At 50.7% G+C, this 25,232-nt stretch carries 24 protein-coding genes and 1 other annotated feature; of the genes, 21 read left to right on the top strand and 3 right to left on the bottom strand.

Annotated elements, in window-relative coordinates; translation table 11 throughout:
* Positions 1-186: 186 nt before the first annotated feature.
* Complete coding sequence (locus ACFPYJ_RS19670) at positions 187-681, top strand: YwhD family protein (RefSeq protein WP_379189922.1); 495 nt, start codon at positions 187-189, stop codon at positions 679-681.
* Between the two features lie 274 nt (positions 682-955).
* On the opposite strand, the gene ACFPYJ_RS19665 is transcribed toward ACFPYJ_RS19670, so the two are convergent.
* Entirely contained in the window at positions 956-1,138 is a 183-nt protein-coding gene (locus ACFPYJ_RS19665) for a DUF2524 domain-containing protein (RefSeq protein ID WP_379189898.1), read from the bottom strand.
* Positions 1,139-1,307: 169 nt separating this feature from the next.
* On the opposite strand from ACFPYJ_RS19665, the gene ACFPYJ_RS19660 reads away from it, so the two are divergent.
* The 5 genes from ACFPYJ_RS19660 to ACFPYJ_RS19640 all read left to right on the top strand — a co-directional run bounded on the left by ACFPYJ_RS19660 (position 1,308) and on the right by ACFPYJ_RS19640 (position 6,174).
* On the top strand, positions 1,308-3,074 hold the full coding sequence (locus ACFPYJ_RS19660; protein WP_379189897.1) for an ABC transporter ATP-binding protein: 1,767 nt from the start codon (positions 1,308-1,310) through the stop codon (positions 3,072-3,074).
* Complete coding sequence (locus ACFPYJ_RS19655; protein WP_379189896.1) at positions 3,071-4,849, top strand: ABC transporter ATP-binding protein; 1,779 nt, start codon at positions 3,071-3,073, stop codon at positions 4,847-4,849. Before ACFPYJ_RS19660 ends, ACFPYJ_RS19655 begins: the two co-directional genes overlap by 4 nt.
* 155 nt (positions 4,850-5,004) lie before the next feature.
* Positions 5,005-5,280, top strand: coding sequence for a CehA/McbA family metallohydrolase domain-containing protein (locus ACFPYJ_RS19650; protein WP_379189895.1), 276 nt, complete (start codon positions 5,005-5,007; stop codon positions 5,278-5,280).
* Positions 5,235-5,744 (top strand): CehA/McbA family metallohydrolase, encoded by a 510-nt coding sequence (locus ACFPYJ_RS19645; RefSeq protein ID WP_379189921.1) that lies wholly within the window; start codon positions 5,235-5,237, stop codon positions 5,742-5,744. The genes ACFPYJ_RS19650 and ACFPYJ_RS19645 overlap by 46 nt, the downstream gene beginning before the upstream one ends.
* Entirely contained in the window at positions 5,734-6,174 is a 441-nt protein-coding gene (locus ACFPYJ_RS19640) for a hypothetical protein (RefSeq protein ID WP_379189894.1), read from the top strand. The genes ACFPYJ_RS19645 and ACFPYJ_RS19640 overlap by 11 nt, the downstream gene beginning before the upstream one ends.
* Positions 6,175-6,289: 115 nt before the next feature.
* Here the strand turns inward: ACFPYJ_RS19640 and ACFPYJ_RS19635 are convergent, their stop codons facing one another.
* On the bottom strand, positions 6,290-8,386 hold the full coding sequence (locus ACFPYJ_RS19635; RefSeq protein WP_379189893.1) for a transglycosylase domain-containing protein: 2,097 nt from the start codon (positions 8,384-8,386) through the stop codon (positions 6,290-6,292).
* A 212-nt stretch (positions 8,387-8,598) separates the two neighbouring features.
* On the opposite strand from ACFPYJ_RS19635, the gene speE reads away from it, so the two are divergent.
* The 6 genes from speE to argS all read left to right on the top strand — a co-directional run bounded on the left by speE (position 8,599) and on the right by argS (position 14,222).
* Complete coding sequence (gene speE, locus ACFPYJ_RS19630; RefSeq protein WP_379189892.1) at positions 8,599-9,426, top strand: polyamine aminopropyltransferase; 828 nt, start codon at positions 8,599-8,601, stop codon at positions 9,424-9,426.
* A 28-nt stretch (positions 9,427-9,454) separates the two neighbouring features.
* Complete coding sequence (speB, locus tag ACFPYJ_RS19625) at positions 9,455-10,324, top strand: agmatinase (protein ID WP_379189891.1); 870 nt, start codon at positions 9,455-9,457, stop codon at positions 10,322-10,324.
* 143 nt (positions 10,325-10,467) lie between these two features.
* The gene (locus ACFPYJ_RS19620; protein ID WP_379189890.1) at positions 10,468-10,719 is read left to right on the top strand and encodes a DUF7667 family protein; all 252 of its coding nucleotides are present in this window, start codon (positions 10,468-10,470) and stop codon (positions 10,717-10,719) included.
* A 202-nt stretch (positions 10,720-10,921) separates the two neighbouring features.
* Positions 10,922-11,425 carry a DNA-deoxyinosine glycosylase gene (locus ACFPYJ_RS19615; RefSeq protein ID WP_379189889.1) on the top strand — a complete coding sequence of 168 codons (504 nt, stop codon included), beginning with the start codon at positions 10,922-10,924 and terminating at the stop codon, positions 11,423-11,425.
* Positions 11,426-11,572: 147 nt separating this feature from the next.
* Positions 11,573-11,835, top strand: a binding site (T-box leader).
* Between the two features lie 125 nt (positions 11,836-11,960).
* Complete coding sequence (locus ACFPYJ_RS19610; RefSeq protein ID WP_379189887.1) at positions 11,961-12,422, top strand: YwiB family protein; 462 nt, start codon at positions 11,961-11,963, stop codon at positions 12,420-12,422.
* 120 nt (positions 12,423-12,542) lie between these two features.
* The gene (gene argS, locus ACFPYJ_RS19605) at positions 12,543-14,222 is read left to right on the top strand and encodes an arginine--tRNA ligase (RefSeq protein ID WP_379189886.1); all 1,680 of its coding nucleotides are present in this window, start codon (positions 12,543-12,545) and stop codon (positions 14,220-14,222) included.
* A gap of 37 nt (positions 14,223-14,259) precedes the next feature.
* Here the strand turns inward: argS and ACFPYJ_RS19600 are convergent, their stop codons facing one another.
* Positions 14,260-15,393 (bottom strand): S8 family peptidase, encoded by a 1,134-nt coding sequence (locus ACFPYJ_RS19600; RefSeq protein ID WP_379189885.1) that lies wholly within the window; start codon positions 15,391-15,393, stop codon positions 14,260-14,262.
* Positions 15,394-15,864: 471 nt separating this feature from the next.
* Here ACFPYJ_RS19600 and rpoE point away from each other — a divergent pair, with 471 nt between their 5' ends.
* The 9 genes from rpoE (at position 15,865) to ACFPYJ_RS19555 (ending at position 25,117) form a co-directional block, all read left to right on the top strand.
* On the top strand, positions 15,865-16,440 hold the full coding sequence (gene rpoE, locus ACFPYJ_RS19595; protein WP_379189884.1) for a DNA-directed RNA polymerase subunit delta: 576 nt from the start codon (positions 15,865-15,867) through the stop codon (positions 16,438-16,440).
* A gap of 218 nt (positions 16,441-16,658) precedes the next feature.
* Positions 16,659-18,263 carry a CTP synthase gene (locus ACFPYJ_RS19590; RefSeq protein WP_379189883.1) on the top strand — a complete coding sequence of 535 codons (1,605 nt, stop codon included), beginning with the start codon at positions 16,659-16,661 and terminating at the stop codon, positions 18,261-18,263.
* Between the two features lie 159 nt (positions 18,264-18,422).
* Entirely contained in the window at positions 18,423-18,821 is a 399-nt protein-coding gene (locus ACFPYJ_RS19585; RefSeq protein ID WP_379189882.1) for a response regulator, read from the top strand.
* Positions 18,822-19,091: 270 nt separating this feature from the next.
* Positions 19,092-19,946: a class II fructose-1,6-bisphosphate aldolase gene (gene fba, locus ACFPYJ_RS19580; protein WP_379189881.1), complete on the top strand. Its 855-nt coding sequence runs from the start codon at positions 19,092-19,094 to the stop codon at positions 19,944-19,946.
* A gap of 197 nt (positions 19,947-20,143) precedes the next feature.
* A complete protein-coding gene (locus ACFPYJ_RS19575) occupies positions 20,144-21,397 on the top strand; it encodes a UDP-N-acetylglucosamine 1-carboxyvinyltransferase (RefSeq protein WP_379189879.1) in 1,254 nt (417 codons plus the stop codon).
* A 113-nt stretch (positions 21,398-21,510) separates the two neighbouring features.
* Positions 21,511-22,845 (top strand): transcription termination factor Rho, encoded by a 1,335-nt coding sequence (rho, locus tag ACFPYJ_RS19570; protein ID WP_379189878.1) that lies wholly within the window; start codon positions 21,511-21,513, stop codon positions 22,843-22,845.
* A 188-nt stretch (positions 22,846-23,033) separates the two neighbouring features.
* Positions 23,034-24,284, top strand: coding sequence for a radical SAM family protein (locus ACFPYJ_RS19565; protein ID WP_379189877.1), 1,251 nt, complete (start codon positions 23,034-23,036; stop codon positions 24,282-24,284).
* Positions 24,285-24,385: 101 nt separating this feature from the next.
* Positions 24,386-24,583: a 50S ribosomal protein L31 gene (rpmE, locus tag ACFPYJ_RS19560; protein ID WP_379189876.1), complete on the top strand. Its 198-nt coding sequence runs from the start codon at positions 24,386-24,388 to the stop codon at positions 24,581-24,583.
* Between the two features lie 84 nt (positions 24,584-24,667).
* Positions 24,668-25,117 (top strand): hypothetical protein, encoded by a 450-nt coding sequence (locus tag ACFPYJ_RS19555; RefSeq protein WP_379189875.1) that lies wholly within the window; start codon positions 24,668-24,670, stop codon positions 25,115-25,117.
* Positions 25,118-25,232: the final 115 nt, after the last annotated feature.

Below are 25,232 nucleotides of genomic sequence, written 5' to 3'. Positions count from 1 at the left end.
CCGTTGACAAGCATCTAAAGCATGTATATGTTTGCAATTCACGGATTATTAGCTAAAATGGAATTAAGTTGTGGACAGGCGAGAAAAGCTTGATTTTACGGAGCAATTAGGGAGATAGGGGTGAACAGAGTGACCGATCAAGACCAAGGGCAAGGACAGAATCAGCCTCAGAACGAAGCGGCGGAAGTGCCGGTGAAGAAAGAGAAGAAGCAGCTCTCACTTAACGTGGTCAGCAATAAAGAGCATAGAGGTTTTGGAGCGGGTACAATTGATCTAAGCGCGGTATCCTGTGTGATGATTGATAACGGAGAGGCTTATATAGATGTAGGCGCGATGCACGCCAAGAGCAAGATCGAGAAGGGCATTAAATTCTCTGCGAACAAAGAGGATGTGCCAAATGGCCGTCTGTGCTGGATTGTATGGGTTGCTGTAGATCGGAATGAAGAGGGTTCCTACTACGCCGGCGCAACGGCTTGCCCGATGCTCATCGATACGGAAGCGCGCAGAGGCTGGAAAATCCTCGCTCAGCATGTGAACAATCTCGATTATGCAATCAAACGCAGATTTGTGCTGGATGAGCTTGGTGCGGAAGAGAAAGCAGCGCTCAAGGGCCTGCTTGTTGCCCATAACGCCGAATGGTGGGATCGCTCGCCAGAGGTTCTGAAGGAAGCGTTGAACTAATCAACTAGGCAATGCAGCCGCGGAATAAGAAGTAAGCATGTAACTATATATGATTATTTTGAAAATGAATGCTAGTCGGCCAAAGGCCTGATGCTGATGGAAGAAGTGCTGGCTTCTTCCGGGACATTAAGCACAGTGGCTTTCCAGCTAAAGGAAGAACTTCTGAAGTTTGACGTTTAACATAAGAATCACTTCTCTTAGCGAGCAGGCAAAACACCTCATTCCCAGGAAAGTCGGGCAATGAGGTGTTTTTGTCATCGATTCAGCTGCATGTTTAATGATTGATATCGCATTTGTTTAGAATAAAAGAGATTTGGTTCTCGAGCCGGTTAATGGTTTGCTGCCATTCCTCGTCCTGGGCGTCCTGGCCGCGAAGTGAAGCGAGTTCGCTTTTGAGCTGGTGGAGATCTTCTCCGGCATTGGCGCAATTGTAATTGCTTTCGAGATTATGGATCATGGTGCATCCTCCATTCGTTAGGTGTACTTCACTATTATGGAGAATTTGGCGAAGCTTATTCCTGACAAATCGTAACTATTTCCTTCGTTCTACTATTCGAATAAAGCCCCTTGTGGTATATTCATCTAACCGGAACATTTGTTCTAAATCTGGGAGGAGTTACCATTTTATGAAGGCAGAGAGAAAGAACACCCGTAAACATTATTTGGAACTGCTTGGCAAATATTTGCTTCCACAGCGCCAGACTTTGATTGGCTTAACCGTACTGCTGTTCATCTCCATCGGGATGCAGCTCATTAACCCGCAGATTATCCGTTATTTCATAGATACAGCCGGCAAGCAAGGCGATATGGCGCCATTGTTCATCGCAGCGGGTTTATTTATGGTCTTCTCGCTTATTCAACAGGTTGTATCTGTCATCGCCACTTATCTGAGCGAGAATATCGGCTGGAAAACGACCAATTCGCTGCGCGGTGATTTGGCGGCGCACTGCTTGTCCCTGGATATGTCTTTCCACAAATCCCATACTTCCGGCGCCATTATTGAACGGGTTGATGGCGATGTGAATGCGCTTGCAAGTTTCTTCTCGAGCATGATCATTCATTTATTCGGCAATCTGCTGCTGATGATCGGAATTATTGTACTCTTATTTCGGGAAAATTGGCTGATCGGCGCGGGGATGACGGTGTTCCTTTTCTTTGCCGTCTTCGTCATTCAGCAGATCCGTAAATTCGTGGCGCCTCTGTGGGGGCAATGGCGTCAGGTAAACGCGGAATTCTACGGGTTTATCGGTGAACAGGTGGAGGGAACTGAGGATATTCGCGCCAATGGCGCCGTCAATTATGTCATGGGACGCTTCTATATGCTGCTGCGCCGCATGCTTCCGCTTCGGATGAAAGCTTTTTTTGGTTTTGCGTCCATGTGGAGTACGACGATTCTCGTGTTTGCCCTTGGCAACGCGATGGCATTCGCGATTAGTGCGTATTTATGGAAGACGAGCGGGATTTCGATCGGAACGGTGTATCTGATTTTCTTCTATACCGAGCTGCTGGCCAAGCCAATTGAGAAAATTCGTACTCAAATTGAAGATTTGCAAAAGGCGGACACCAGTATTTCGCGGATCCGCGAGCTCTTCGAGATTCGCTCGGCAGTCGCGGACGGACCGGGCGCCGCGCTTCCGGACGGTCCGCTTAGTGTGGATTTTCGGAATGTAGTCTTTCGATATGACGACGGGCAGGTGGGGCAGCCGACGATTGACGGTCTGCAGTTCAAGCTGGAGCCCGGAGCGGTGCTTGGCCTGCTCGGGCGGACCGGGAGCGGGAAGACGACGCTTGCCCGTCTGCTCCTGCGTTTCTATGATCCGCAAAGCGGTGCGATTGCGCTTGCAGATACCGACATCCGGGATCTCAAGCTGCAGCAGCTGAGGAAACGGGTTGCAATGGTTACGCAGAGTATTGAGATTCTGGAAGGAACGGTCAAGGATAACCTGACCTTCTATGACGATTCGATACCGGATGCCCGCATTATTGAAGTCATGGGCGAGCTCGGTCTTGAGAATTGGCTGAATTCGCTGCCGGACGGATTGAATACGAGACTGGCTTCCGGAGGAAGCAGTTTGTCTGCGGGCGAGGCTCAGCTGCTGGCGTTTGCCCGTGTATTCCTGACGAATCCCGGACTTGTGATCATGGATGAAGCCTCTTCCAGGCTTGACCCGCTGACGGAGCAGCGAATCGAGAAAGCCATTGAGAAGCTGCTGACCAATCGGTCCTGCATTATTATTGCGCATCGCCTTGCAACGGTGCAGCGTGCGGATTATATTCTGATATTGGAGAACGGGCTTGTCGTTGAATCCGGCAAACGGACGCAATTAACGGCGGACCCGGAGTCCCGGTTCAGCCGGATGCTGGCTACCGGGCTTGAGGAGGTGCTGGCATGACGACCTTTCAATTTCTATGGCAGGTAACGATGTATCGCCCCTTCCGTTATTGGATAAATGCAGTCGTATGGACGCTTATCTACCTGGCGCCCATTGCGCCGGGCTTAATAACGAAGCAATTTTTTGATACCCTGTCGGGGGATTCGGCTGTTCATTACGGTGTATGGGGGATTATTGCCCTGCTGATCGGAGCGGCGTTCGCCCGCATCGCTTTGATCTATATCGGATTTATTACGGACATTCAATTTCGCTTCCGCATTGGGATGATGCTAAGGCGCAACTTGCTGCGGCATATACTGAAGCAGCCTGGGGCAAGAGCGATCCCCTGCTCTCCGGGTGAGGCGATCAGCCATTTCCGCGATGATGTGGATCAGACGGAGGAAGCGGCGAGCTGGTCGGTGGATGCTTTCGGCATGACCTGTTTCGCAGCTGTATCGAGCTATATTCTAATCAAAATCGATGTACAAATGACGCTGCTCGTATTCCTGCCGCTCGTCGTTGTGGTGACAGCCGCGCAGATGGCGACATCGAAGCTTCAGAAATACCGGGCGGCCAGCCGGGAATCGACCTCCCGCGTAACGGGTGCGATCAGTGAGATGTTCAGCAATGTGCAGGCCATTCAAGTGGCGGGCGCCGAGGAGCGGGTGATCGAGCGGTTTAAGCATTTCAACGAGGAACGCCGCAGGACAATGATCAAGGACCGGTTGATGGGCGAGGTGCTGGACTCTGTCTTCTCCAACTCCGTTAATATCGGAACGGGCTTGATTTTGCTGCTGGCAGGCCACAAGATGCGGGCGGGCGCTTTCTCTGTCGGTGATTTTGCTTTGTTCGTTTATTACCTCACTTTCGTCACGCAGTTTATTACGAACTTCGGTAAATTTCTTACGTATTTCAAGCAAATGAGCGTTGCGCTCAGCCGGTTAACATCACTGATTCAGGGTGCGCCCGCCAGAGTGCTGACCAAGAAGAGCTCGCTTCAGCTAGGAACGGGCGGCCGGTCTGCGGAGGAAGAGGCCGAAGAAGCGGATCGAAACGCCCAAACTGCGCCTTTGCATCAATTGGATGTGTCCGGACTGACGTACCGGTTCCCGGATACCGGCAGAGGTATTGCGGATGTGCGGCTCAGCCTGAAGAGAGGCTCGTTCACCGTCGTGACGGGAACAGTCGGTTCAGGGAAGACCACTTTAGTCCGGACGCTGCTCGGTCTGCTTCCCAAGGATGGAGGGACGATCGTTTGGAACGGCAAGCCGGTCGATGATCCAAGCACGTTCTTTGTGCCGGGCAAAAGCGCTTATACCGCGCAGGTCCCGCGGTTGTACAGCGATACGCTGCGCAATAATATTTTGCTTGGGCATCCATCGGATGCAGGGGCGTTGAAGCAGGCGCTGCATGCCGCCGTCATGGAATATGATATTGATCATTTGTCGAACGGGCTGGAGACCGTAATCGGCCCGCGCGGCGTGAAGCTCTCGGGCGGGCAGGCGCAGCGGACGGCTGCCGCCCGCATGCTCGTGCGCGATGCGGAGCTCTATGTATTTGATGATTTATCAAGCGCACTGGACGTGGAGACGGAGCAGAAGTTATGGGAGAGGCTGTTCCATGAGCGGGGTGAAGCGACCTGCCTCGTCGTTTCTCACCGCAGAACCGCGCTCGCCCATGCGGACCATATTATCGTGATGAAGGATGGCCGGGTGGAGACGGAAGGGTCTGTTGAAGAGCTGCTGGCGACAAGCACAACTTTCCAAGAGCTGTGGTACGGGGATGAACGTTCTTAACGCAGAATAACCAATCGAAATCTGACCGGCCCGATCATAAAGGGCGAATGGGCGGTGCTGCTCGGTGCGTACAAAATTCCAGCGGAAGGCTGCAAAGTGATTATTGAGCTGCGCTTGTTCAGGCTTCCGGCCGCTGGATGAAGGGGGATCTGCATATGCACAGCCTGCATAGCGACGGATCTTACACAATTGCCGAAGCCGTCGCGTCATGCAAGGAACGCGGCTTAGCATTCATGGCCTTCGCAAATAAAGCCGCCCTCGCAGCTGACGAATCCATGCTGCTTATCCCCGGCGTGGAGATGACCAGCTACTTCGGTCATGCCAATGTGCTGGGTATGCCTGACGCGCTTCAGGACTTCCGCGTGGTTACGCCGGAAGCGGCGTCATCGGTGCTGGGGCGGCGAGGGAGCGGGGCGGCTTTGTCTCGCTGAACCATCCCTTCTGCCCTGCTTGTCCGTGGGAGTTGGGATTTGATGTGCCTTTTGATGCGGTTGAAGTGTGGAACGGTCCATGGCGGAAGCTGAATGAACAAGCCGTCCGCTGGTGGCAGAGCCAGCTTTCGCTGGGGCGGCGAGTGGTCGCTCTGGGCGGAAGCGATACGCATCGCCCGGACCGTTTCGTTAAGCACGGGCGGCCGGCCGCCTCCGTGTGGACAGAGTCCGATACGGTGGGCGGGCTGCTGGCGGGCATCCGGAAGGGGCGCGTCGTTCTCTCCTTCGACCCGGACGAGTCGTTCGTGACCCTTGCGTCCGGTGAATATCAAATCGGCGATACGATTCTCAAGGACGGCGCCCCCGGCACGGCGGTTCCGCTTCTCATTGACGTTCAAGGAGCCAGAGGAGACCTGCTCACGCTGTGGTCCGACCGCGGGGTTGAGGCAAGCGTTGGCCGCTGATTCCTCATCTGCGGAATTGGAGCAGGCTGCGGCAGAGGGCGGCTGGACGATACAGCGCGAAATGGCTGCGCTTGCGGCATTGAACCGTGCCGAGACAGAGCGGAAATCTTCGCTGCCTGGGGGAGCTGCCGATGACTGCGCTGTGAGTGAGGCTGCTGTGAATACGACTGCGCCTCAAAGGGCAGACGCTTCCCATCATGATTCAGCGGCTGGTCTTGGTCTTCAGCCGGTGCTGCCGCCCGGTGAACCTATTCCTGTGACAGCCGCAGGCTCCAATACACAGCTTCACTTCGAGGGATCGGCAGACCGGTTGTTCTACCGGGTAGAGGCGCGCAGAGCCGTGAGCGGTCTTGGCTTTGCGATCATGACCTGTATGACGAATCCGATCTATATCGCCTCTGACAATCCGGCAGAGAGCAGATTTAACTAACAACCTATCCATAAACATGGCACATATGGTGCAAAAAGAAGCCTTCGCCCGCGCGGTTCATCCCGCTCGTGCGAAGGCCTCTTTTAGAGAAACAGCTGTAGACGCCAAAAACCGGTTAATTCGCCCACCAACGCTTGAACTGCTTCCACCATGTATTGGATTGCGCATCCCGCGCGGCTTTATCCGCAGAAACCGGCGAATCGGCATGCTCGCCGCAAACCTCCGTAGGCTGCGATCCGCTGACGAATGATTCAAGCCGTTTACTCGGACAAGTAGAGGCCGCCAGTTTGCCGCTCTTCGGATCAATATAGACCGAGACAACGCCATCCGGGATCGCGAAGATCTTCGGAGGAATGCTCGCAAGTGCTTTCTCCGTATAAGCGGCGAAGATCGGCGCCGCCCGGTGCGCCTCCGCCTGCGTCAGCTTGCGGCCCTTATCATAGCCGACCCACACGGCTGTGGTGAGCTCCGGCGTATAGCCGACAAGCCAGGCATCTGTGGCGGTTGTGCCTGTTTTGCCCGCAACAGGCCGATTAATCATCCCCGATACCCGGCTGCCGGTGCCGCCGGTATCAAACACGCTTTCCATTAAGCTTGTAAGCACATAAGCATATGCCGGATCCACTACCTGCGCAGTGTTTGGCTTGGCTTCATATAGAACGCTGCCTTTGCTGTCTTCAATACGCAGGATAGCGGTCGGCTCGACATGCTTGCCGCCATTTGCGAAGGTGCCGAATGCGGAAGCCATCTCGAAGGGGCTGACCGGGAAAGTGCCCAGCGCAAGCGACGGCAGCGGCTTAAGTGTGCTCTCGATGCCAAGCTTCCTCGCCATCTCAATGACACGCTCAGGGCCAACCTTCATAATCGTATTCACGGCATAGATATTATCGGAGCTTGCAATCGCCTGCCGCATATCAATGAAATCATTTACGTACTTGTCATTGTAGTTGTTAGGAGCATAGGTTTTACGTCCTTCATCGTAGGTGAAGGTTGTCGGCGCACTCTTGAACTTCGATACCGGCGTCATGACTCCGCCCTGCAGCGCGGTCAAATAGACAATCGGCTTGAAGGAAGAGCCTGGCTGACGGGTTTGCGCGAAGACGCGATTGAATTGATTCGTTTTGTAATCGCGCCCGCCGACCATGGCTTTGATGTAACCGGTGCGCGGATCAATGGAGACAAGCGCAGCCTGCTGTCCGGAGTCTGCCGGCATCCCGTCCGCGACGGCCTGCTCCGCCGCACGCTGCGCATCCGGATCAAGCGTCGTATAAATCCGAATACCGCCCTCGCTTAGCAGCCGCTCATCGATCCCCAGCTTATCGACAGCCATATAATGAACATAATCGCGAAAGAAAGGTGCGATCCCGTCTTGTTTACTGGAGCCGAGCGGCTGGAACTTCAGCAGCTCCAGTGCCGCAGCATCTGCATCCGTCCGCGGAATGATCCCCTGATCCGCCATCGTATGCAGAATCGTCTTCTGCCGATCCTTGGCATTCTTCATATCCATATAAGGGGAGTAATACTTAGGTCCCTTCGGAATGCCAGCCAGCATTGCGCTCTCGGCGAGGGTCAGCTCGGAAGCATGCTTGCCGTAATACTGTTCGGCGGCCGCCTCGGCGCCGTATGCACCGTGGCCGTAGTAGATTTGATTCAAGTAAAGCGACAGAATCTCATCCTTGGAGTAATGCATCTCCAGTTGAATGGTATACATCGCTTCCTTCAGCTTGCGTGACCATGTCCGCTCATGTGTCAGATAGAGGTTGCGGGCCAGCTGCTGTGTCAGCGTACTGGCGCCCTGCTTCGTCGACAGATGCTCTACGTTGACGAGTGCGGCGCGGGCCATTCCTTTCATATCGAAGCCGAGATGATCATAGAATCGCTGATCCTCGATCGCGAGCGTGGCTTCAATTAAGTACGGTGATATATCCTTCAGCGGAACGGACTGACGGTTTTCTCCAGCGTGAAAAGAGTCAATGACATTCCCCCGCAGATCGAGCATCTGCGAGGATTGGCTGATGGAGGAAGCGGGCAGTGACTGTGTGCGCAGATAGAACAGGAAGCAGAATGCGGCAGCGAGCATAACAGCGACGGCCGCCCCCGTATAGATGGCCAGACGTTTGATGACCCGAAGCTTTGGCATCCATTTCTCGATGCGTACGCGAAAAGGCAGCCGGCGTTTTGGGCCGTTCTGCCGAAATTTGAGTAATTTCATGATAGAGGTCCCCTTACCGTGTAACCTTGTTATTTCTTTAGTATGGAAAATAGTGGACGAACCTATTCAGCCTCAGTGAAAGGGAGTGTGAAATTTTCGTGCAGATCCGCCAAAAGGTTGCATTTTCCCCCCGTTAACTTATAATACAGAATGAACCATTGACCTAGTGATCAAGCGCAACTATTACATAAACGAAAGCAGGGATATAACCCATGGAATTGTGGTATACCGAGAAACAAACGGACAGCTACGGCATCACGGCTAAGATCAAAGAAACGTATGTTAGCGAGCAAACGGAATTCCAGAAGCTCGACATGATCGAAACCGAAGAATTCGGAACGATGCTCGTTCTTGACGGCATGGTTATGACGACCGATAAAGACGAGTTCGTCTATCACGAAATGGTGGCTCATCCTGCGCTATATACGCATCCGAATCCGAAGCATGTCCTGGTTGTAGGCGGCGGCGACGGCGGCGTAATCCGTGAAATTCTGAAGCACCCGCAGGTGGAAAAAGCCGTTCTTGTCGACATCGACGGCAAAGTTATCGAGTATTCGAAGAAATACCTGCCGAACATCGCTTGCGGCCTTGATGATCCGCGTGTTGAAGTCATCGTTAACGACGGCTTCATGCACATTCATGATCACAAGAATGAATACGATGTGGTTATGGTGGATTCCACAGAGCCGGTTGGTCCTGCGGTGAACCTGTTCACGCGCGGCTTTTACCAAGGCATCTACGATGCGCTTAAAGAAGATGGAATTTTCGTTGCCCAAACCGATAACCCATGGTTTAACTCGGAGCTTATTGCCAGCGTCAACAGTGATGTGAAGGAAGTATTCCCGATCGTGCGCGTATACTGGGCGAACGTGCCTACTTACCCAAGCGGTCTGTGGACTTTCACAATGGGCAGCAAGAAATACGATCCGCTTGAGGTGGATGAAGCGTCCATTCCTGAGCTGGATACCAAATACTACTCGCCTCGTCTTCACAAAGCAGCTTTCGTGCTGCCTAAATTCGTAGAAGATCTGGTTAAATAAGAACCGTTACAGGAGGCACAGTCCATTCATGAAACTCGATCAAAAATATTCCGGTAACGTGTTTATTCTCAGCTCTGATGACTACTCATCCTCGAAAGCCGTTATTTACGGGATGCCGATGGATTTCACCGTATCCTTCCGCCCGGGCTCGCGTTTTGGCCCGCCGCGTATCCGCGAGGTGTCCATTGGACTTGAGGAGTACAGCCCGTACCTCGACCGCAGCTTAGAGGATATCGAATATTTCGACGCCGGCGATCTGCTGCTGCCATTCGGTAATGCAGCGCGCTCGCTCGATATTATCGGCGAGTTCGTTCGCGGCGTCCTGGAGGATGGCAAAATACCGATCGGATTAGGCGGCGAGCATCTCGTATCCTGGCCGATTTTCCAAGAGGTTTATAAGAAATATCCCGACATGGCGATCATTCATTTCGATGCGCATGCCGATCTTCGCGAGCAGTATGAAGGCGAGCCGCTGTCCCATTCGACGCCGCTGCGCAAGGCAGCAGGACTGATCGGCGGTAAGAACGTGTACCAGTTCGGTATCCGTTCCGGCTCACGCGAGGAGTGGGAGTTTGCCAAAGAAAATATTAACTTCCATCCGTTTGAAGTGCTGGAGCCTTTGAAAAAGGTGCTTCCAGAGCTTGCCGGACGTCCGGTTTACCTGACGATCGATATCGATGTGCTGGATCCTTCGGCTGCTCCTGGTACAGGTACAGCAGAAGCAGGAGGCATCACATCGAAGGAATTGATCGATGCGGTTCACGCGATCGCGCGTTCGGGTGTTAACATTGTCGGCTGCGACCTTGTAGAGGTAGCGCCTGCTTACGACCCAACGGAACAGACCCAGATCGTGGCGGCCAAAGTCATCCGCGAGATGCTTCTTGGCTTTATTAAGTAAAATATCGACCGGCCTTGTGGGTAATTACCATGCAGAGGCCGGTTTTTTACATAGACTTTGCTCGGCGGAGTTAATTTCACCGGGAATTCGTATGGGTTTACGCTCGTTTTGGCCATAATGGCAACTAAAGGGGGTAGACAACCTTGGCGATTTTACCCATTCATGAACGCCTTGCGGAGCTTTGGACGAAGAGAAGCCGGCATCGTTTGACTGCCGAGGAAGAGATGGATCTGGAGCACTGCCTGCAGGTTAACGCAGAATACTGCCGCCAATTGGCGAATTTATATAACCTCTCGCTGGTCGCCTCCATGACAGGCGATATCGAATGGCAGCATGATATCTGCCGCAAAATCGAGAAGTTTGAGGGCAGGCCGCCTGCTTCGCCGCAGCCTTGAGCGGATAACCTGGCCGATTAGGCGCTCTGCAAGAAATATCGAAGTATCGCAAACCTAAGCGTATGCTTTCGAAGCAGTTTGGCTCGCGGGGAAGCCTCTTAAGAAGTATCGCAAACCTAAGCGTATGCTTTCGAAGCAGTTTTGCTGCGATGATAAGTCAGGAGGAAACGCTCCGCAAAACTTTTAGGAGGTGCCCTTCATATTGGTTCACTCTTTTCCTCCTGTTATTCGGGCCGATGCGAGGGTGCTTGTGCTCGGGAGTATGCCGGGGACGGCGTCTTTGGAGAAGCATCAATATTACGGGCATCCTCGCAATCATTTTTGGCCGATCATGTATGGACTGTTTGGGCAAACGCCCGATGCCGACTATGAGAAACGCCTTGCTTTTGCTCAGGAGCGGGGGGTTGCGCTGTGGGATGTTATCGGTTCCTGCGAACGGGAGGGCAGCCTGGACGCCAACATTCGTAATGCCAAGCCTAATGATCTAACTGGTTTATATGCCCGGTACCCAGGGATAGAATGTCTGGCGTTTAACGGAAATAAGGCTTTCGACACCTTTAAAAAGCATTTTGAAGGACATCCCATTTGGAATGGCCTGCAGCTGCTGAAGCTGCCTTCCTCAAGCCCGATTCCTAACAACCGGATGCGTACGACCGCTGACCGAATAGCGGCTTGGAGCGTTCTGCTGCCTTACTTGAAGAAGTAACAGCTGTCAGTTCTTTGATAGGCCCGCCGATGGTCTCCTGGAGATCTTCGCCCCTTCCTGGCGTAAGCAAAGTCAAGGCTTTAAGCGTGCAGACCGCGGATTCCGCTTGCATTTTTCCACAGGTTGCATATAATAGGGACAATAACGCTACAAACGATGAACGGGACAGTACCTAACAGATCGAAGTTAGCAGCGAGCCGGGACGGTGAAAGCCGGTACAGCGATGGTAGGGAAGCGCACCCATGAGTTGATTGACTGAAAGCGGCTGGGCTGCCATAGGTCAATCCGGTCACTCCGTTACCGTGTTTAAGAGGCATCTTGATACAGGCGCAGTGCTCCGATAGGGAGCTTGCTTTCCTGGAAGGGATGCTAGAAGAGTGGTACCGCGGATATCTACCTCCGTCTCTTTATTGAGACGGGGGTTTTCTTGTTTTTTAGCGCTTTAAGCTCTCTATTAACGTGATGTAAAACGTTGATATTCGTTGTTTTCCTGTATATAGTGGGGACATAAGACTTACGGACGGGAGACTACAGAATGGCTGACAGAGCACGGGTAAGGGTAACGCTGGAGAGTGAAATCGACGGGGAAAAGCAATCGAATACCTTTGACGGCGAATGGTTCCGCAAGGAACGCTCCATCTATGTCCGTTATGAAGAGACCGATGAAGGAGGCAGCGAGGTTCGTACCATCGTCCGCTGGCGTGATGGAGAGCTGAGTGTCACAAGACGGGGCGATGTGGTATCTGAACAGACTTTTGCGCTCGGCCAGCGCAGATCCGGTCAATATGAATCGCCGCATGCAAGGTTCCGGTTAGAAACCGAGACCAATCTGCTGTGGGCTCAGTTTGGCGGCATTGCAAATGATGATTTATCATCAACGGAGCCGATTACCCCATCGCTGCCTATGCTTCTGGAGTGGCATTACACCTTATGGGTTGAAGACGAGCAGACGGATGATTTCATTCTCCGGCTGCGTGCGGAAGAATGGAGCGAGTAATTTGGCTAAGCAAGCCGCGCAAAAACAAAGATTGTACTTACGAAGCGAGTTTGTGCTCTATCCTGCTGGATTCCAGCAAGCTTAGGTAAAACCACGCAAAACTTTTGGGAGGATCCATCCATGAAACTCAATGTCATTGAACAACTGAATCAAAAAGTCAAAGAAGCGATTGCCGATGCCGTCGTAGCGGCAGGACTTGTCACCCGCGAGGAGCTCCCTGTCTTTGTACTGGAGGTGCCGAAGGAGAAGTCGCACGGAGATCTGGCATCGAATGCAGCCATGCAGCTGACGAAGCTCGCCAAGAAGAATCCGCGCCAAATCGCGGAAGCGATTATTGCGAACTTGAATACCGAGCGAGCCTCTATCCAATCGGCAGAGATTGCAGGGCCCGGCTTTATCAACTTCCGCATCGACAAAAGCTATTTGTACCCTGTTATTGCCGAGGTCGTAAGTCAAGGCGAGGAGTACGGCCGAATCGACAGCGGCAAAGGCCAAAGTGTTCAAGTCGAGTTCGTAAGCGCGAATCCGACAGGAAGTCTGCATCTTGGACATGCACGCGGCGCTGCAGTCGGCGATGCGCTGTGTAACGTTCTCGATTTCGCCGGCTATAAGGTCACTCGTGAATACTACATTAATGATGCAGGAAACCAAGTGGCGAATTTGGCTCGTTCCATTGAAGCGCGCTATAAGCAGGCGCTTGGCCAAGAGGTGCCGATGCCTGAAGACGGCTACCATGGCGAGGATATTGTCGGGTTTGCCAAAGCGCTTGTAGAATCTGAGGGTGACCGTTTGCTGGCGCTTGGCGATGAGGAGCGTTTCACCTATTTCCGTGAATATGGCTTGGAGCGTGAGCTTAACAAGATCAAACGCGATCTTAAAGCATTCCGTGTCGAATTCGATGTCTGGTACAGCGAGACGGCTCTTTATGAGAGCGGACAAGTTGAAGAGGGACTCGAGGCGCTTCGTGCGAGCGGTTATATCTATGAAGAGGAAGGCGCGACTTGGCTGAATACGACCGTTTTTGGCGATGACAAGAACCGCGTGCTTGTAAAAAATGACGGCTCGTACACCTATTTGACGCCGGATATCGCGTACCACCGTGACAAATACAGCCGTGGATTCGACCGGATGATCAATATTTGGGGCGCTGATCACCATGGTTACATCCCGCGTGTCAAAGCGGCTATGGAAGCGCTCGGTAATGATCCGAAGAAGCTTGTCGTACTGATTGCACAGATGGTCAGCCTGTTCCAGAACGGCGAGAAAATGAAGATGTCCAAGCGTACCGGCAAGGCGGTTACGATGGAGGATCTTATGGAAGAAGTCGGTCTTGACGCAATCCGCTATTTCTTCACGATGCGCAGCATGGATTCACACCTTGATTTTGATATGGATCTTGCGATTTCGACATCCAATGAGAATCCTGTTTTTTATGTTCAATACGCACATGCGCGGATCTGCAGCATCTTCCGTCAGGCTGAGGAGCAGGGCATCACTATTCTCCCTCTGGAGTCGGTGGATCTGAGCAAGCTTGCGACGGAGCATGAATTTGATCTTCTTCGTAAAATAGGTGAGCTTCCGCAAGAAATCGCCGAAGCTGCCGAGCAATATGCGCCGCATCGCCTGATTCGCTATGTATACGAAATCGCTTCATTGTTCCACAGCTACTACAGAGCGGATCGCGTTATCACGGAGGATGCTGCCCAGACACAAGCCCGTTTTGCGCTTCTGGCTGCTGCCCGTATCACGATTGCCAATGCACTGCGTCTTGTCGGTGTGTCTGCGCCTGACCGCATGTAAGCTTGTCTGTGCAAGCCTAAAAAGTCAGGCCGGGGACCTACCGGTCCACGGCCTGCAGCATACGCAATACATCAAGCTCCCCGATTAATCGGGGAGTTTTTGTGCCTCGAAGCGGCATCATCGACCGTTTTAGAATTGATTTGATATCACCCGGCGACAGGCCGGGCTTATGTGCCAGGAGCAGGGCGATGGCTCCGCTGACATGAGAGGTAGCCATTGAAGTGCCGCTCATTTCGTTATATTTGCCGCGCAGCCAGGAGGAGAAAATTTTATCTCCCGGTGCATAGATATCGATATACAGCCCGCGATTGCTGAACGGGGCAATCCGCCTTAGGCGGTTGGTGGCACCGACCGCGATTGTTTGCGGATATCTGGCAGGGTAATCGATGGATTTGCGCTTACCGTCATTTCCCGACGAAGCCACGATAATGATCCCGGCGTTATACGCATTCGTAACCGCATTAAGCAGCGATTTGCTGCGTGTTTTCATTCCGAAGCTCATGTTAATGACATCTACCCGGTTGCGGACACACCAATCGATGCCGAGTATAATATCGGATACGAAGGCGCTCCCGTTCTGATCGAAGGCTTTAACCGGATAAATAGTTGATCGTGGCGCGACGCCGATCATACCTTGCAGCTGGTTAGCCGCTGCAATCGTACCCGCGATATGCGTGCCATGACCATTGTCGTCATGCGGGAGAGCGGCTCGGTTAAGCAGATTGATGCCTCTGGTAATCGAATGCTTCAGATCGGGGTGGCCAAAATCGATCCCGGTGTCGATGACTCCGACTTTGATGCGGTGACCGGTTGTTAAACTCCAAGCTAGCGGCGCTTTGATCTCCTGCACGCCCCATGGAATCCCTTTATCCCTTGCAGCTGGTTTATAGACAGTGGCGTGAACGGTTACCTGAGAATCGTCTTCTGTCCATATGCTTCCAGGCAGCTTGAGGGAAGGCTGTGCATTTGATATGGGGAGAGAGAATGCCTTGATCAAAGGGATATGTCTGACGGCCTGCGGGGAGGCGGTATTCGCGTAAAGCTTCGACCATTCATGAAGGAAACGCTCATAGTCGCCGCTCTGCTGGAAGCGGACGATCCGGCGTTTCGAATTATGGGCATGACAAGATTGCGCGGTGTGCAGACAACGGAGAATTTCGGTTCTGTCCAAATTTGGCGTCCCCTCCAAGCAGATCATGCTGAGGTATTGTATGAACGAGCGTAACAAGCTGTATAAGCAAGTTGCCTTTTTTCATATAATTAGGCGCAAAACCGTGTCATTCGCCGTGCGGAGACATAATATAAATCAAGAGTCAGCACACGGCTCTAACAACCGGAACGGCCCTAAGCCTGATCCGGAAGGATACAGTCAAAGCGGAGATTCTTTCTTCGCTTTTTCTTTTTTTGTTTGCGTACGATAATGGCGCCTTTGTCCGTTACGGATCAAGCGGCATTCATCGCCCGATGATTGGTTTGTCATTCGAACAGGACAAGCAGCGAACGATGAATGGTAGGACGGGTACCGCTAATTATTCGCCTGCGAAGAGCAGGCTTGCTTTTTTAAAGGAAATAGGTTTTACTATAGGTTGATAATGGATTGCTTGATATTCAAGCAGATTCGCATGAGAGGAAGTGTCCCGTAATGAGCAGCGAGATTACTTTGAAAATCGACCCGGAGCGCATTAAGGAAATGCCGATGGTAGATTTAGCGTTTGAATTGCTGAAAGCGGCTAATACCCCGTTTTACTATCGCGATATTATGGCTGAAATTGCCAAAATCCGGGGATTGTCCCAAGATGGAATCAACCAAGTGATTGCGCAAGTATATACAGAAATTAATATCGACGGACGTTTTGCGTGTGTCGGCAGCAACATGTGGGGACTGAAACGCTGGTACCCTGTTGAGAAGAACGAAGATCCGGTGGGCAATGCCAAACGTACCCGTATCATCAACGATGAAGATGATGATGAGGAAGTGTACCCGGACGAGGAAGAAGAAACCTACGCAGCGGATGAAGATGATTTCGATTCTTACGATGAGGATCAGGAGCTCTTCGACGAAGCGGAAGAAGAAGCGGAAGTTGACGAGGAAGTTCTCATCGACGACGAGGAGCTTGAAGAGGAAGCAATCGACGAAGAAGCTGAGGTTGAAGGCGACGAAGACGAAGAGGATTCCTCAGACGACTTTGACGACGAGGACGACGAAGACGAGAAGTAAAAATAGCCCAGAAAACCTCCTGTCATGTTAGCTTGACAGGGGGTAGTCCTGCGGAGTAAACTATTGCATGGGCTTCAAGATCGGACATGTATAGAAATAGCCAATTTACGAAAGTGCCCCGTTTATACGGGTGTCACTTTTTTCTTTTTTACGGGCCATTTTTCGTCTCAAAATGGGCAACCCTATACTTTAACCTAGCAGCGTGGAGGGTATTATCAGTGACTAAGTACATTTTTGTGACCGGTGGTGTTGTATCATCTCTCGGTAAAGGAATTACGGCAGCATCACTTGGTCGTTTGCTTAAGAATCGCGGCCTGAAAGTGACTATTCAAAAGTTTGACCCTTATATTAACGTCGACCCGGGAACAATGAGTCCTTACCAGCACGGGGAGGTTTTCGTAACCGATGATGGAGCGGAAACCGATTTGGACTTAGGTCACTACGAGCGGTTTATTGATATTAATCTCTCCAAGAACAGCAACGTAACTACAGGGAAAATTTATTCCACCGTTATTACCAAAGAGCGCCGCGGCGAGTATCTTGGCGGTACGGTGCAGGTTATTCCGCATATTACGAATGAAATCAAGGACCGTGTTTTCCGTGCAGGCAAAGAAACAGGTTCAGATGTCGTCATTACGGAAATCGGCGGCACCGTCGGTGATATTGAGAGCCTTCCGTTTCTTGAGGCCATTCGCCAAATCAAGAGTGATATCGGCCGCGACAATGTCATGTACATCCACGTTACACTGATTCCTTATATCAAAGCGGCGGGTGAAGTGAAAACCAAACCGACGCAGCACAGTGTAAAAGAACTAAGAAGCATCGGAATTCAGCCGAACGTGATCGTTTGTCGGACCGAATACCCGCTGGCTGACGATCTCAAACGCAAAATCGCGCTGTTCTGCGATATTGATGCGAATGCAGTCGTTGAATGCCGCGATGCATCCACCTTGTATGAAGTGCCGCTGAATTTGCGCGAACAAGGTTTGGATGAGATCGTCGTCAATCACTTGAAGCTGAATACATCGCAGCCGGATATGACGCAGTGGGAAGATCTCGTAAGACGCGTGAAGCAGCTTAGCCGATCGACTGAGATTGCTATTGTCGGTAAATATGTTGCACTGCATGATGCTTATCTGAGTATTGTCGAGTCGCTAAGTCATGCCGGATTCGATGCGGATGCAGATGTGAAGCTGCGCTGGGTCAATGCCGAAGAGCTGACCAATGATAATGTAGCGGACAAACTTCAAGGCGTTCACGGAATTCTGGTGCCGGGCGGCTTTGGCGATCGCGGTATTGAAGGAAAAATCACAGCGATTCGCTATGCGCGTGAGCAGAAAGTGCCTTTCTTCGGTATTTGCCTGGGCATGCAGGTAGCGGTTATCGAATATGCTCGTAACGTGCTTGGACTTCAAGATGCCAACAGCTCCGAGATCAACCCGTCTACCCCATTCCCGGTTATCGACTTGCTCCCGGAGCAGAAGGATATCGAGGACATGGGCGGAACAATGCGCCTTGGCTTGTACCCTTGCAAACTGGTTCCTGGCTCGCTTGCTGAGCGTGAATATGATGATGAGCTGGTGTATGAGCGTCACCGTCACCGTTATGAATTCAATAATGAATACCGTGAGCAGGTGGAAACAGCCGGCCTTCGCATTACAGGTACGTCGCCTGACGGCCGCCTTGTTGAAATGGTGGAATATCCCGATCATCCATGGTTCCTGGCTGTTCAATTCCATCCGGAATTCACTTCTCGCCCGAACCGTCCGCAAAAGCTGTTCCGTGGATTCGTAAGGGCAGCGCTGCAGGTAGCTGAAGGTTAATTGTAAAGGAAGATATTTATTTTTTTTCCAGCAAGAAGCAGGAGAATGGATATTGAGGCTCGAATTAATTAACGAATATGGGAAAGCTCCCCAATTGAATGTCATTGGGAGCTGTCCAATACATGTTACGGAGACTCATGTATCTGGGAGGGCTTCAAGTTGGATAAGAATAAAGTATTGATCGTGGATGATCAGAATGGTATTCGTATCTTGTTAATGGAAGTATTCAGCAGTGAAGGGTATAATACTTCCCAGGCTTCCAATGGCAAATTGGCGCTTGAAATCGTTAGAAATGATGAGCCGGATCTTGTTCTGTTGGATATGAAAATTCCAGGAATGGACGGGCTTGAGATTTTAAAGCATATCAAAGCCATCAATAAAGAGATCAAAGTTATTATGATGACCGCTTATGGTGAGCTGGACATGATCAAGGAAGCAACGGATCATGGTGCTTTAATGCATTTCACGAAGCCCTTTGACATCGACGAGATGAGAATGGCCGTTAATCTTCAATTGCGCGGTGGAGAATCGAATAATTGGTATGCGACAGGGACCTGATTAAGGTCCTTGTTTTTTTTGGCTCTATTCCTGACTGGATGCCGGAATTGGAGATTTTTGAGCGGTTTTAAAGACCTGTACCAAACAACTTTTGGTTGTGGTATAATAACACGGTATGAGATATCAGAAGCGTGAATAGAGATTACTTTTCAGCGTATGCCTAATGGCGATTACTTTCGTGGAAAGTGAACCGGGGCTTCACTGAAAACAATCACAAGCATACGAAGCAAGCCTAACTTCTTCGTACAAATTTAGGAGGAATAGAGAACCATGCCACTCGTTTCTATGAATGAATTTTTGCCAAAAGCAAAAGCGAACAAGTTCGCTGTAGGACAGTTCAACATGAACAACCTTGAGTTCGCGCAAGCGATCGTTGAGGCTGCAATCGCTGAAAAATCGCCATTTATCTTTGGTGTATCCGAAGGCGCATTGAAGTATATGGGTATCGAATTTACAGTAGCTATTGCTGAAGCAGCAGCTAAAAAATCCGGTTTGCCTATTGCGCTTCACCTTGACCACGGCAGCAGCTTTGAAGTTGCAATGAAATGTATCCGTGCGGGCTTCTCCTCCGTTATGTTTGACGGATCCCACTATTCCCTGGAAGAAAACATCGCAATCACTAAAGAAGTTGTTAAAGCCGCACACGCAATGGGTGTTTCCGTTGAGGGTGAGCTTGGAACAATCGGCGGTGTTGAGGATGACATCAGCGTAGACGAAGAGCATGCGTCGATGGCTAAACCAGAGGAAGCTATCCGCTTCTATGAAGAAACAGGTGTAGATTGCTTGGCAATCGCTGTTGGTACAGCTCACGGTATGTACAAAGGCGAACCAAAAATCCACTACGATATCATTCAAAAAGTATCCGATGCTATTCCGGTACCGGTTGTTTTGCATGGCGGTTCAGGCGTTCCTGACGAAGCGATTCGTTTGTCCATCCAAGCCGGCGTAGGTAAAATCAACGTGAACACAGAGAACCAAGTAGCTTGTACAAACACAATTCGTGAAGTGCTGGGCGGCAACGCGACCGTATACGATCCGCGTAAATACCTGGTGCCTGCACGTGCAGCAATGCAAGCCGTTGTCCAAGAGAAAATCCGTTTGTTCGGCAGCAGCAACCAAGCGTAACAACCGGAACAAAGAATCAAACCGCCTGTCCAATCCTGACTTAAGCCGGCGTATTTGTTAAAGAGCAGCCCTCATGCAGCGCTGCGCTGGCTTATCAGCATAATACCGCCGCTTGGTTTCGACTAGGCGGCGGTATGTGCGCAGGGTAACAGCGGTTTTTCCTTTGTTCCCTTCCGAATGGGAGGATAATGAGACTGATGGAAAAATTAATGATACGCGGTGGACGGCCACTGCGGGGAACCGTGCAAATAAGCGGGGCCAAGAATAGCGCTGTTGCCCTTCTGCCTGCAGCCATATTGGCAGAATCGACAGTTACGCTAGACAACTTACCGCATTTGAGTGATGTAGCAGTTTATAGTGATATTTTGCAAGAGCTTGGCGGAACAGTGACTTGGAATGGGGATACAATTGTTATTGACCCTTCAGCTATGAAGTCTACTCCAATGCCTAACGGGAAAGTAAAATTACTGCGTGCCTCTTACTATTTGATGGGTGCCATGCTTGGCCGGTTCGGCGAAGCGACCATAGGTTTACCGGGCGGCTGCAACTTTGAGCCAAGACCGATTGACCAGCATATTAAAGGGTTTGAAGCGCTTGGTGCTGTGGTAACGAATGACCATGGTTCCGTACGAATCGTGGCCAAAGAGCTGCGCGGTGCGAAGATTTATCTGGATGTCGTTAGTGTCGGTGCAACGATTAACATTATGCTTGCTGCCTCTCGGGCAAAAGGCTCCACAATTATCGAAAATGCGGCAAAAGAGCCTGAAATTATAGATGTAGCTACTCTTCTAAACGCCATGGGCGCGAAAATTAAAGGAGCCGGAACGGAGACGATCCGAATTGAAGGCGTCGATAGTCTGCATGGCTGCCGGCATTCAATCATTCCTGACCGCATTCAAGCTGGAACGTACATGATTATCGCAGCAGCAACACGCGGTGATATTTTAATTGATAATGTCATACCGAAGCATATGGAAGCGATGACGGCAAAGCTGCAAGAGATGGGTATTCATGTGTATGAAATGGATGAGTCTATTCGAATTGTTGGACAACCCCACTATGAAGCCATTGATGTAAAGGCGCTCGTATACCCCGGTTTTGCCACAGATCTTCAATCCCCAATGACCAGCCTGCTGACGCAATCGCAAGGTGTTAGTATTCTGAGTGATTATGTCTACAGCAACCGGTTTAAGCATGTACCGGAGCTTACCCGCATGGGTGCGAATATCCGTGTTGAAGGCCGATCCGCTATCGTTGAGGGAGGACCTCTGAATGCCGCCAAAGTGCGTGCCGCCGATTTGCGTGCGGGTGCTGCTCTTGTAGTAGCTGCGCTAACCGTGCCAGAGGGCATTACAGAGATTGCCGGCGTTGAGTATATAGACCGGGGCTATGACAATTTGGTAGACAATTTAAGAAGACTCGGCGCTGATGTTTGGCGGGAGCAGGAGTAACATTTGCAGATGTCCCTTAGGTAAAGAATTGGCACGGGAATAGACTGTGCCAATTCAGGCAATGATGGAACAAGTTAGTCTATATTGAACATTGATAAAGAAGTGGTGATAATATGTCCGAACTTCAGATCACGGATCTTGAAGTGATGAAGCTCACAGAGCTTTATAAGCTGGCGAAACAACATCAGATCCCCTATTACGGGAAGCTGAATAAGAGAGAATTGATTTTTGCTATTTTGCGAGCGCAGGCTGAGCAGAGCGGCCTCATGTTTATGCAAGGTGTGCTTGAGATTTTATCGGAAGGCTTCGGCTTTCTTAGACCGATTAATTATTTGCCGAGTCAGGAAGACATTTATATCTCGGCCTCACAAATTCGTAAATTTGATTTGAGAACGGGTGACCTCGTTTCTGGTAAATGTCGTGCACCTAAAGAAAATGAACGTTATTTTGGATTATTGCAAGTTAATGCCGTTAACGGAGAAAGCCCCGAACATGCTGCTGAACGACTTCACTTTCCTGCCCTAACTCCTCTCTATCCTGAAAAGAAGCTTGTGCTCGAGACAGCGCCTAACAAACTCTCAACGCGAATTATGGACTTGCTTGCACCTGTTGGACTTGGCCAACGCGGATTAATTGTTGCCCCTCCCAAAGCAGGTAAAACCTTACTGCTCAAGGAAATTGCAAACAGCATTTCTACTAATAATCCTGAGATTGAATTGTTTGTTCTGCTTATTGATGAGCGCCCGGAGGAAGTTACGGACATGTCGCGTTCCGTTAAGGGAGAGGTTGTAGCCTCTACATTTGATGAGCTGCCGGAGAATCATATAAAGGTTGCAGAGCTTGTACTTGAGCGTGCCCTTCGCCTTGTTGAGCATAAGAAAGATGTCGTCATTCTGCTGGACAGTATTACGCGGCTTGCTCGTGCCTATAACTTGGTCGTTCCAGCATCGGGACGTACGTTAAGCGGCGGTATAGATCCGGCGGCATTTCATCGTCCTAAACGGTTTTTCGGATCCGCCCGTAATGTGGAAGAGGGCGGCAGCCTGACGATTCTGGCAACCGCGCTGATTGAAACGGGTTCGCGTATGGATGACATCATTTATGAAGAATTTAAAGGTACAGGCAATATGGAGCTCCATCTAGACCGTAAGCTTGCTGAGCGCCGGATCTTCCCGGCACTTGATATTCGCCGTTCCGGCACGCGCCGCGAGGAAATGCTGCTTACGAAGGAAGAGCTTGATAAAGTATGGGCAATCCGCAAAAACATGAACGATTCCATGGAGTTTGTAGATGGTTTCTTGAAGAAGCTTGCGGACACGAAAACCAATGAGGAGTTCCTCATGTCGCTTGATACATCGGCTGCTCCAACACCGCCGCCAAGCCGGACGCAAAGCTCCGGAGGCACGAGTGCAGGCAGACGCCCATCTCGTACGACCCCTGTCACCTAGTGTGGCGGTTCTGTAGGACTTGGCTTACATTAGTGAGTGCTGCTCCGCAAAACAGAGTATATGCTTACACAGCGAGTTTTGCATTCACCAAAAACAGGCTTATGTTTACGAAGTGAGTTTGCTGCGTAAAAAGGTGGATTATGCTTACGAAGTAAGCTTACGCAGTAAACTCTCAGGAGGTAACGAAAATGAATCTTGTATACGCAGACGAACAGGGCAACTTGTTCGACCATCCTGATTGGATCGGCCTTGGACGCAGTGGGGATATGGTAGTAGAGCTGATGGAGGATGAACTGATTCCGCTGCCGGAAGGAGCTACATTAGTCGGGCTACCCTATACGCGGCCAATCGGCATTCATGCGGCATCTGGAGAGATCCGTCCTCTGCCGGGCGATGTTCAAGCTGTTGGGGCATTACTGCCGCAGGGCTTTACCCGTCTTAATATTCCGAGTTACGTGAAAACAGATAAGACGCAGGTGCTCCCTTTGTTTGGCTATTCGGCTGTCGTATGGAAGGACGGAGGGTTTTATGTAGCCGCTCATAAGACCGATGATCCGCAGAGATGGAATCCGCTGAACTGCGATCCGCAGGAATTGAGTCTTCAAGTTGATCGGCTCTTAGCCAAATATCCGGAGAACCGCCTGTATAAGCATCTTTCGAACTGTGCGCTTGGTTATGAATGCCTAACGGCATCCAATACCTTCTTACAGCGCTGGGAAGGGGCAGTACCGGTGTCCTACTCCTGTAATGCAGGCTGTTTCGGCTGCATCTCGGAGCAGCCGGAAGACAGTGCATTTCCTGCGCCTCAGACGCGAATGGATTTTAAGCCAACCGTATCGGAAATCGTCGATATTATGATGGAGCACCTGATCACGCCGGACTCCATTATTAGTTTCGGTCAAGGCTGTGAGGGAGAACCCTCTACACAAGCGAAGATCATTATCGAGGCGATGCGTGAAGTGCGCAGCCGTACATCGCTCGGCCATATTAATATTAATACCAATGCAGGATTAACCGATCACATCCGCGGTATTGTAGATGCTGGCCTGAGCTTGATGCGCGTAAGTACAATCAGCGCTCTGGATGACCATTACAATGCTTATTATAAGCCGCGTGGTTATACGCTGGCCAACGTAGAGAAATCACTGCGTTACGCAGCCGATAAAGGGGTGTATACCTCCATTAACTATCTGATCTTCCCGGGCGTTACAGACCGTGAGGAAGAGATTGAAGCGATGCTTGGTTTCGTCAAACGGACAGGATTGAGATTTATCCAAATGCGTAATCTTAACATAGATCCAGAGAGCTATCTGTCTTTAATTCCCAAGGCTCAAGGTGAGATTTACGGGATGAAGCAAATGCTGGAGATTTTTGCGGATGAGGTGCCGGATGTGGTCATCGGTTCGTACACGCATGTTCCTCCGGCAGCGGTGAGATAATAATCATGCATTGCAACAAATAGGCTGTCCGTGCTATAATCTAATAGTATGTATTTAACTCTGTGTCAACACGGCTCAGGGCAGAAAAAGAGGTGAACGCAATGAAACAAGGTATACATCCGACATACCACATCACTACAGTTACTTGCGCTTGTGGCAACACTTTCGAGTCCGGTTCGATTAAAGAGAACCTTCGCGTAGAGGTTTGTTCCCAATGCCACCCATTCTATACGGGTAAACAGAAGTTCCTGGATGCTGGCGGCCGCGTGGACAAATTCAAAAAGAAATACGGTATCTAAGGTTATCCAACCTTTTCTGCCGAAAATTAGCAGAATACAAGAACCTCCCTCAGCCATCCTAATGGTTAAAGGGAGGTTTTTTTATTGGACGATTTGAAGGGTCGATCAGCCTTGCGCGGTCGGATCCATGAACGTAATACGAAGCAAACCTATAAGAAGCTTTCTCTGGCTGCATTAGCACTCTTTGCAGCAATCTCATTATCTGCATGCGGCAATAAAAACAGCAGCAACAACATGAATTCCAATTCCTACGGTAATGACGGATATATGGGATTATCCAACAGCAATCCGCACTTGCCGAATCGTAACGGGCAATTTCTTAATTACAATGATGATGGCAAGTTTGCGGAGAAACAGCTCAAGGATCATGTACAAGGCATAGCGGATGCCTCTCTCATGTTTCAAGGCCCCAATCTGTATGTGAGAATCAAGACCAAGCCTGGATATGACGAGGCTCAGGTGCGGCAAAAAGCGATATCTACACTTCGGTACAATATGCCGAGGTATACGATTCATGTGATCAACGTTCGTTAACGGCCACACAGAAAAAAAGCTGCAGCATAGGGTCCGGTTAATCGCTTTGATATGCTCCCCTTACGGTAGACAGGTGAAATAATAAAACCTGTTATCGTAAGGGGAGCTTTTTCAT

The sequence above is a fragment of the Paenibacillus solisilvae genome, assembly GCF_042656405.1.
In the GTDB taxonomy this organism is placed as follows: domain Bacteria; phylum Bacillota; class Bacilli; order Paenibacillales; family Paenibacillaceae; genus Paenibacillus_Z; species Paenibacillus_Z solisilvae.
The sequence above is the reverse complement of the archived record's forward strand: the minus strand, read 5'-3'. Positions and strand labels throughout refer to the sequence as shown.

Bases quoted from the DNA above. Each gene is read 5' to 3' on its own strand.
- ACFPYJ_RS19565 (WP_379189877.1), top strand. From the start codon at position 23,034: ATGAATCTTGTATACGCAGACGAACAGGGCAACTTGTTCGACCATCCT.
- ACFPYJ_RS19575 (WP_379189879.1), top strand. From the start codon at position 20,144: ATGGAAAAATTAATGATACGCGGTGGACGGCCACTGCGGGGAACCGTG.
- rpoE (WP_379189884.1), top strand. From the start codon at position 15,865: ATGAGCAGCGAGATTACTTTGAAAATCGACCCGGAGCGCATTAAGGAA.
- ACFPYJ_RS19635 (WP_379189893.1), bottom strand. From the start codon at position 8,386: ATGAAATTACTCAAATTTCGGCAGAACGGCCCAAAACGCCGGCTGCCT.
- ACFPYJ_RS19650 (WP_379189895.1), top strand. From the start codon at position 5,005: ATGCACAGCCTGCATAGCGACGGATCTTACACAATTGCCGAAGCCGTC.
- ACFPYJ_RS19665 (WP_379189898.1), bottom strand. From the start codon at position 1,138: ATGATCCATAATCTCGAAAGCAATTACAATTGCGCCAATGCCGGAGAA.
- rpmE (WP_379189876.1), top strand. From the start codon at position 24,386: ATGAAACAAGGTATACATCCGACATACCACATCACTACAGTTACTTGC.
- speB (WP_379189891.1), top strand. From the start codon at position 9,455: ATGAAACTCGATCAAAAATATTCCGGTAACGTGTTTATTCTCAGCTCT.
- fba (WP_379189881.1), top strand. From the start codon at position 19,092: ATGCCACTCGTTTCTATGAATGAATTTTTGCCAAAAGCAAAAGCGAAC.
- argS (WP_379189886.1), top strand. From the start codon at position 12,543: ATGAAACTCAATGTCATTGAACAACTGAATCAAAAAGTCAAAGAAGCG.
- ACFPYJ_RS19610 (WP_379189887.1), top strand. From the start codon at position 11,961: ATGGCTGACAGAGCACGGGTAAGGGTAACGCTGGAGAGTGAAATCGAC.
- rho (WP_379189878.1), top strand. From the start codon at position 21,511: ATGTCCGAACTTCAGATCACGGATCTTGAAGTGATGAAGCTCACAGAG.
- ACFPYJ_RS19660 (WP_379189897.1), top strand. From the start codon at position 1,308: ATGAAGGCAGAGAGAAAGAACACCCGTAAACATTATTTGGAACTGCTT.
- speE (WP_379189892.1), top strand. From the start codon at position 8,599: ATGGAATTGTGGTATACCGAGAAACAAACGGACAGCTACGGCATCACG.
- ACFPYJ_RS19655 (WP_379189896.1), top strand. From the start codon at position 3,071: ATGACGACCTTTCAATTTCTATGGCAGGTAACGATGTATCGCCCCTTC.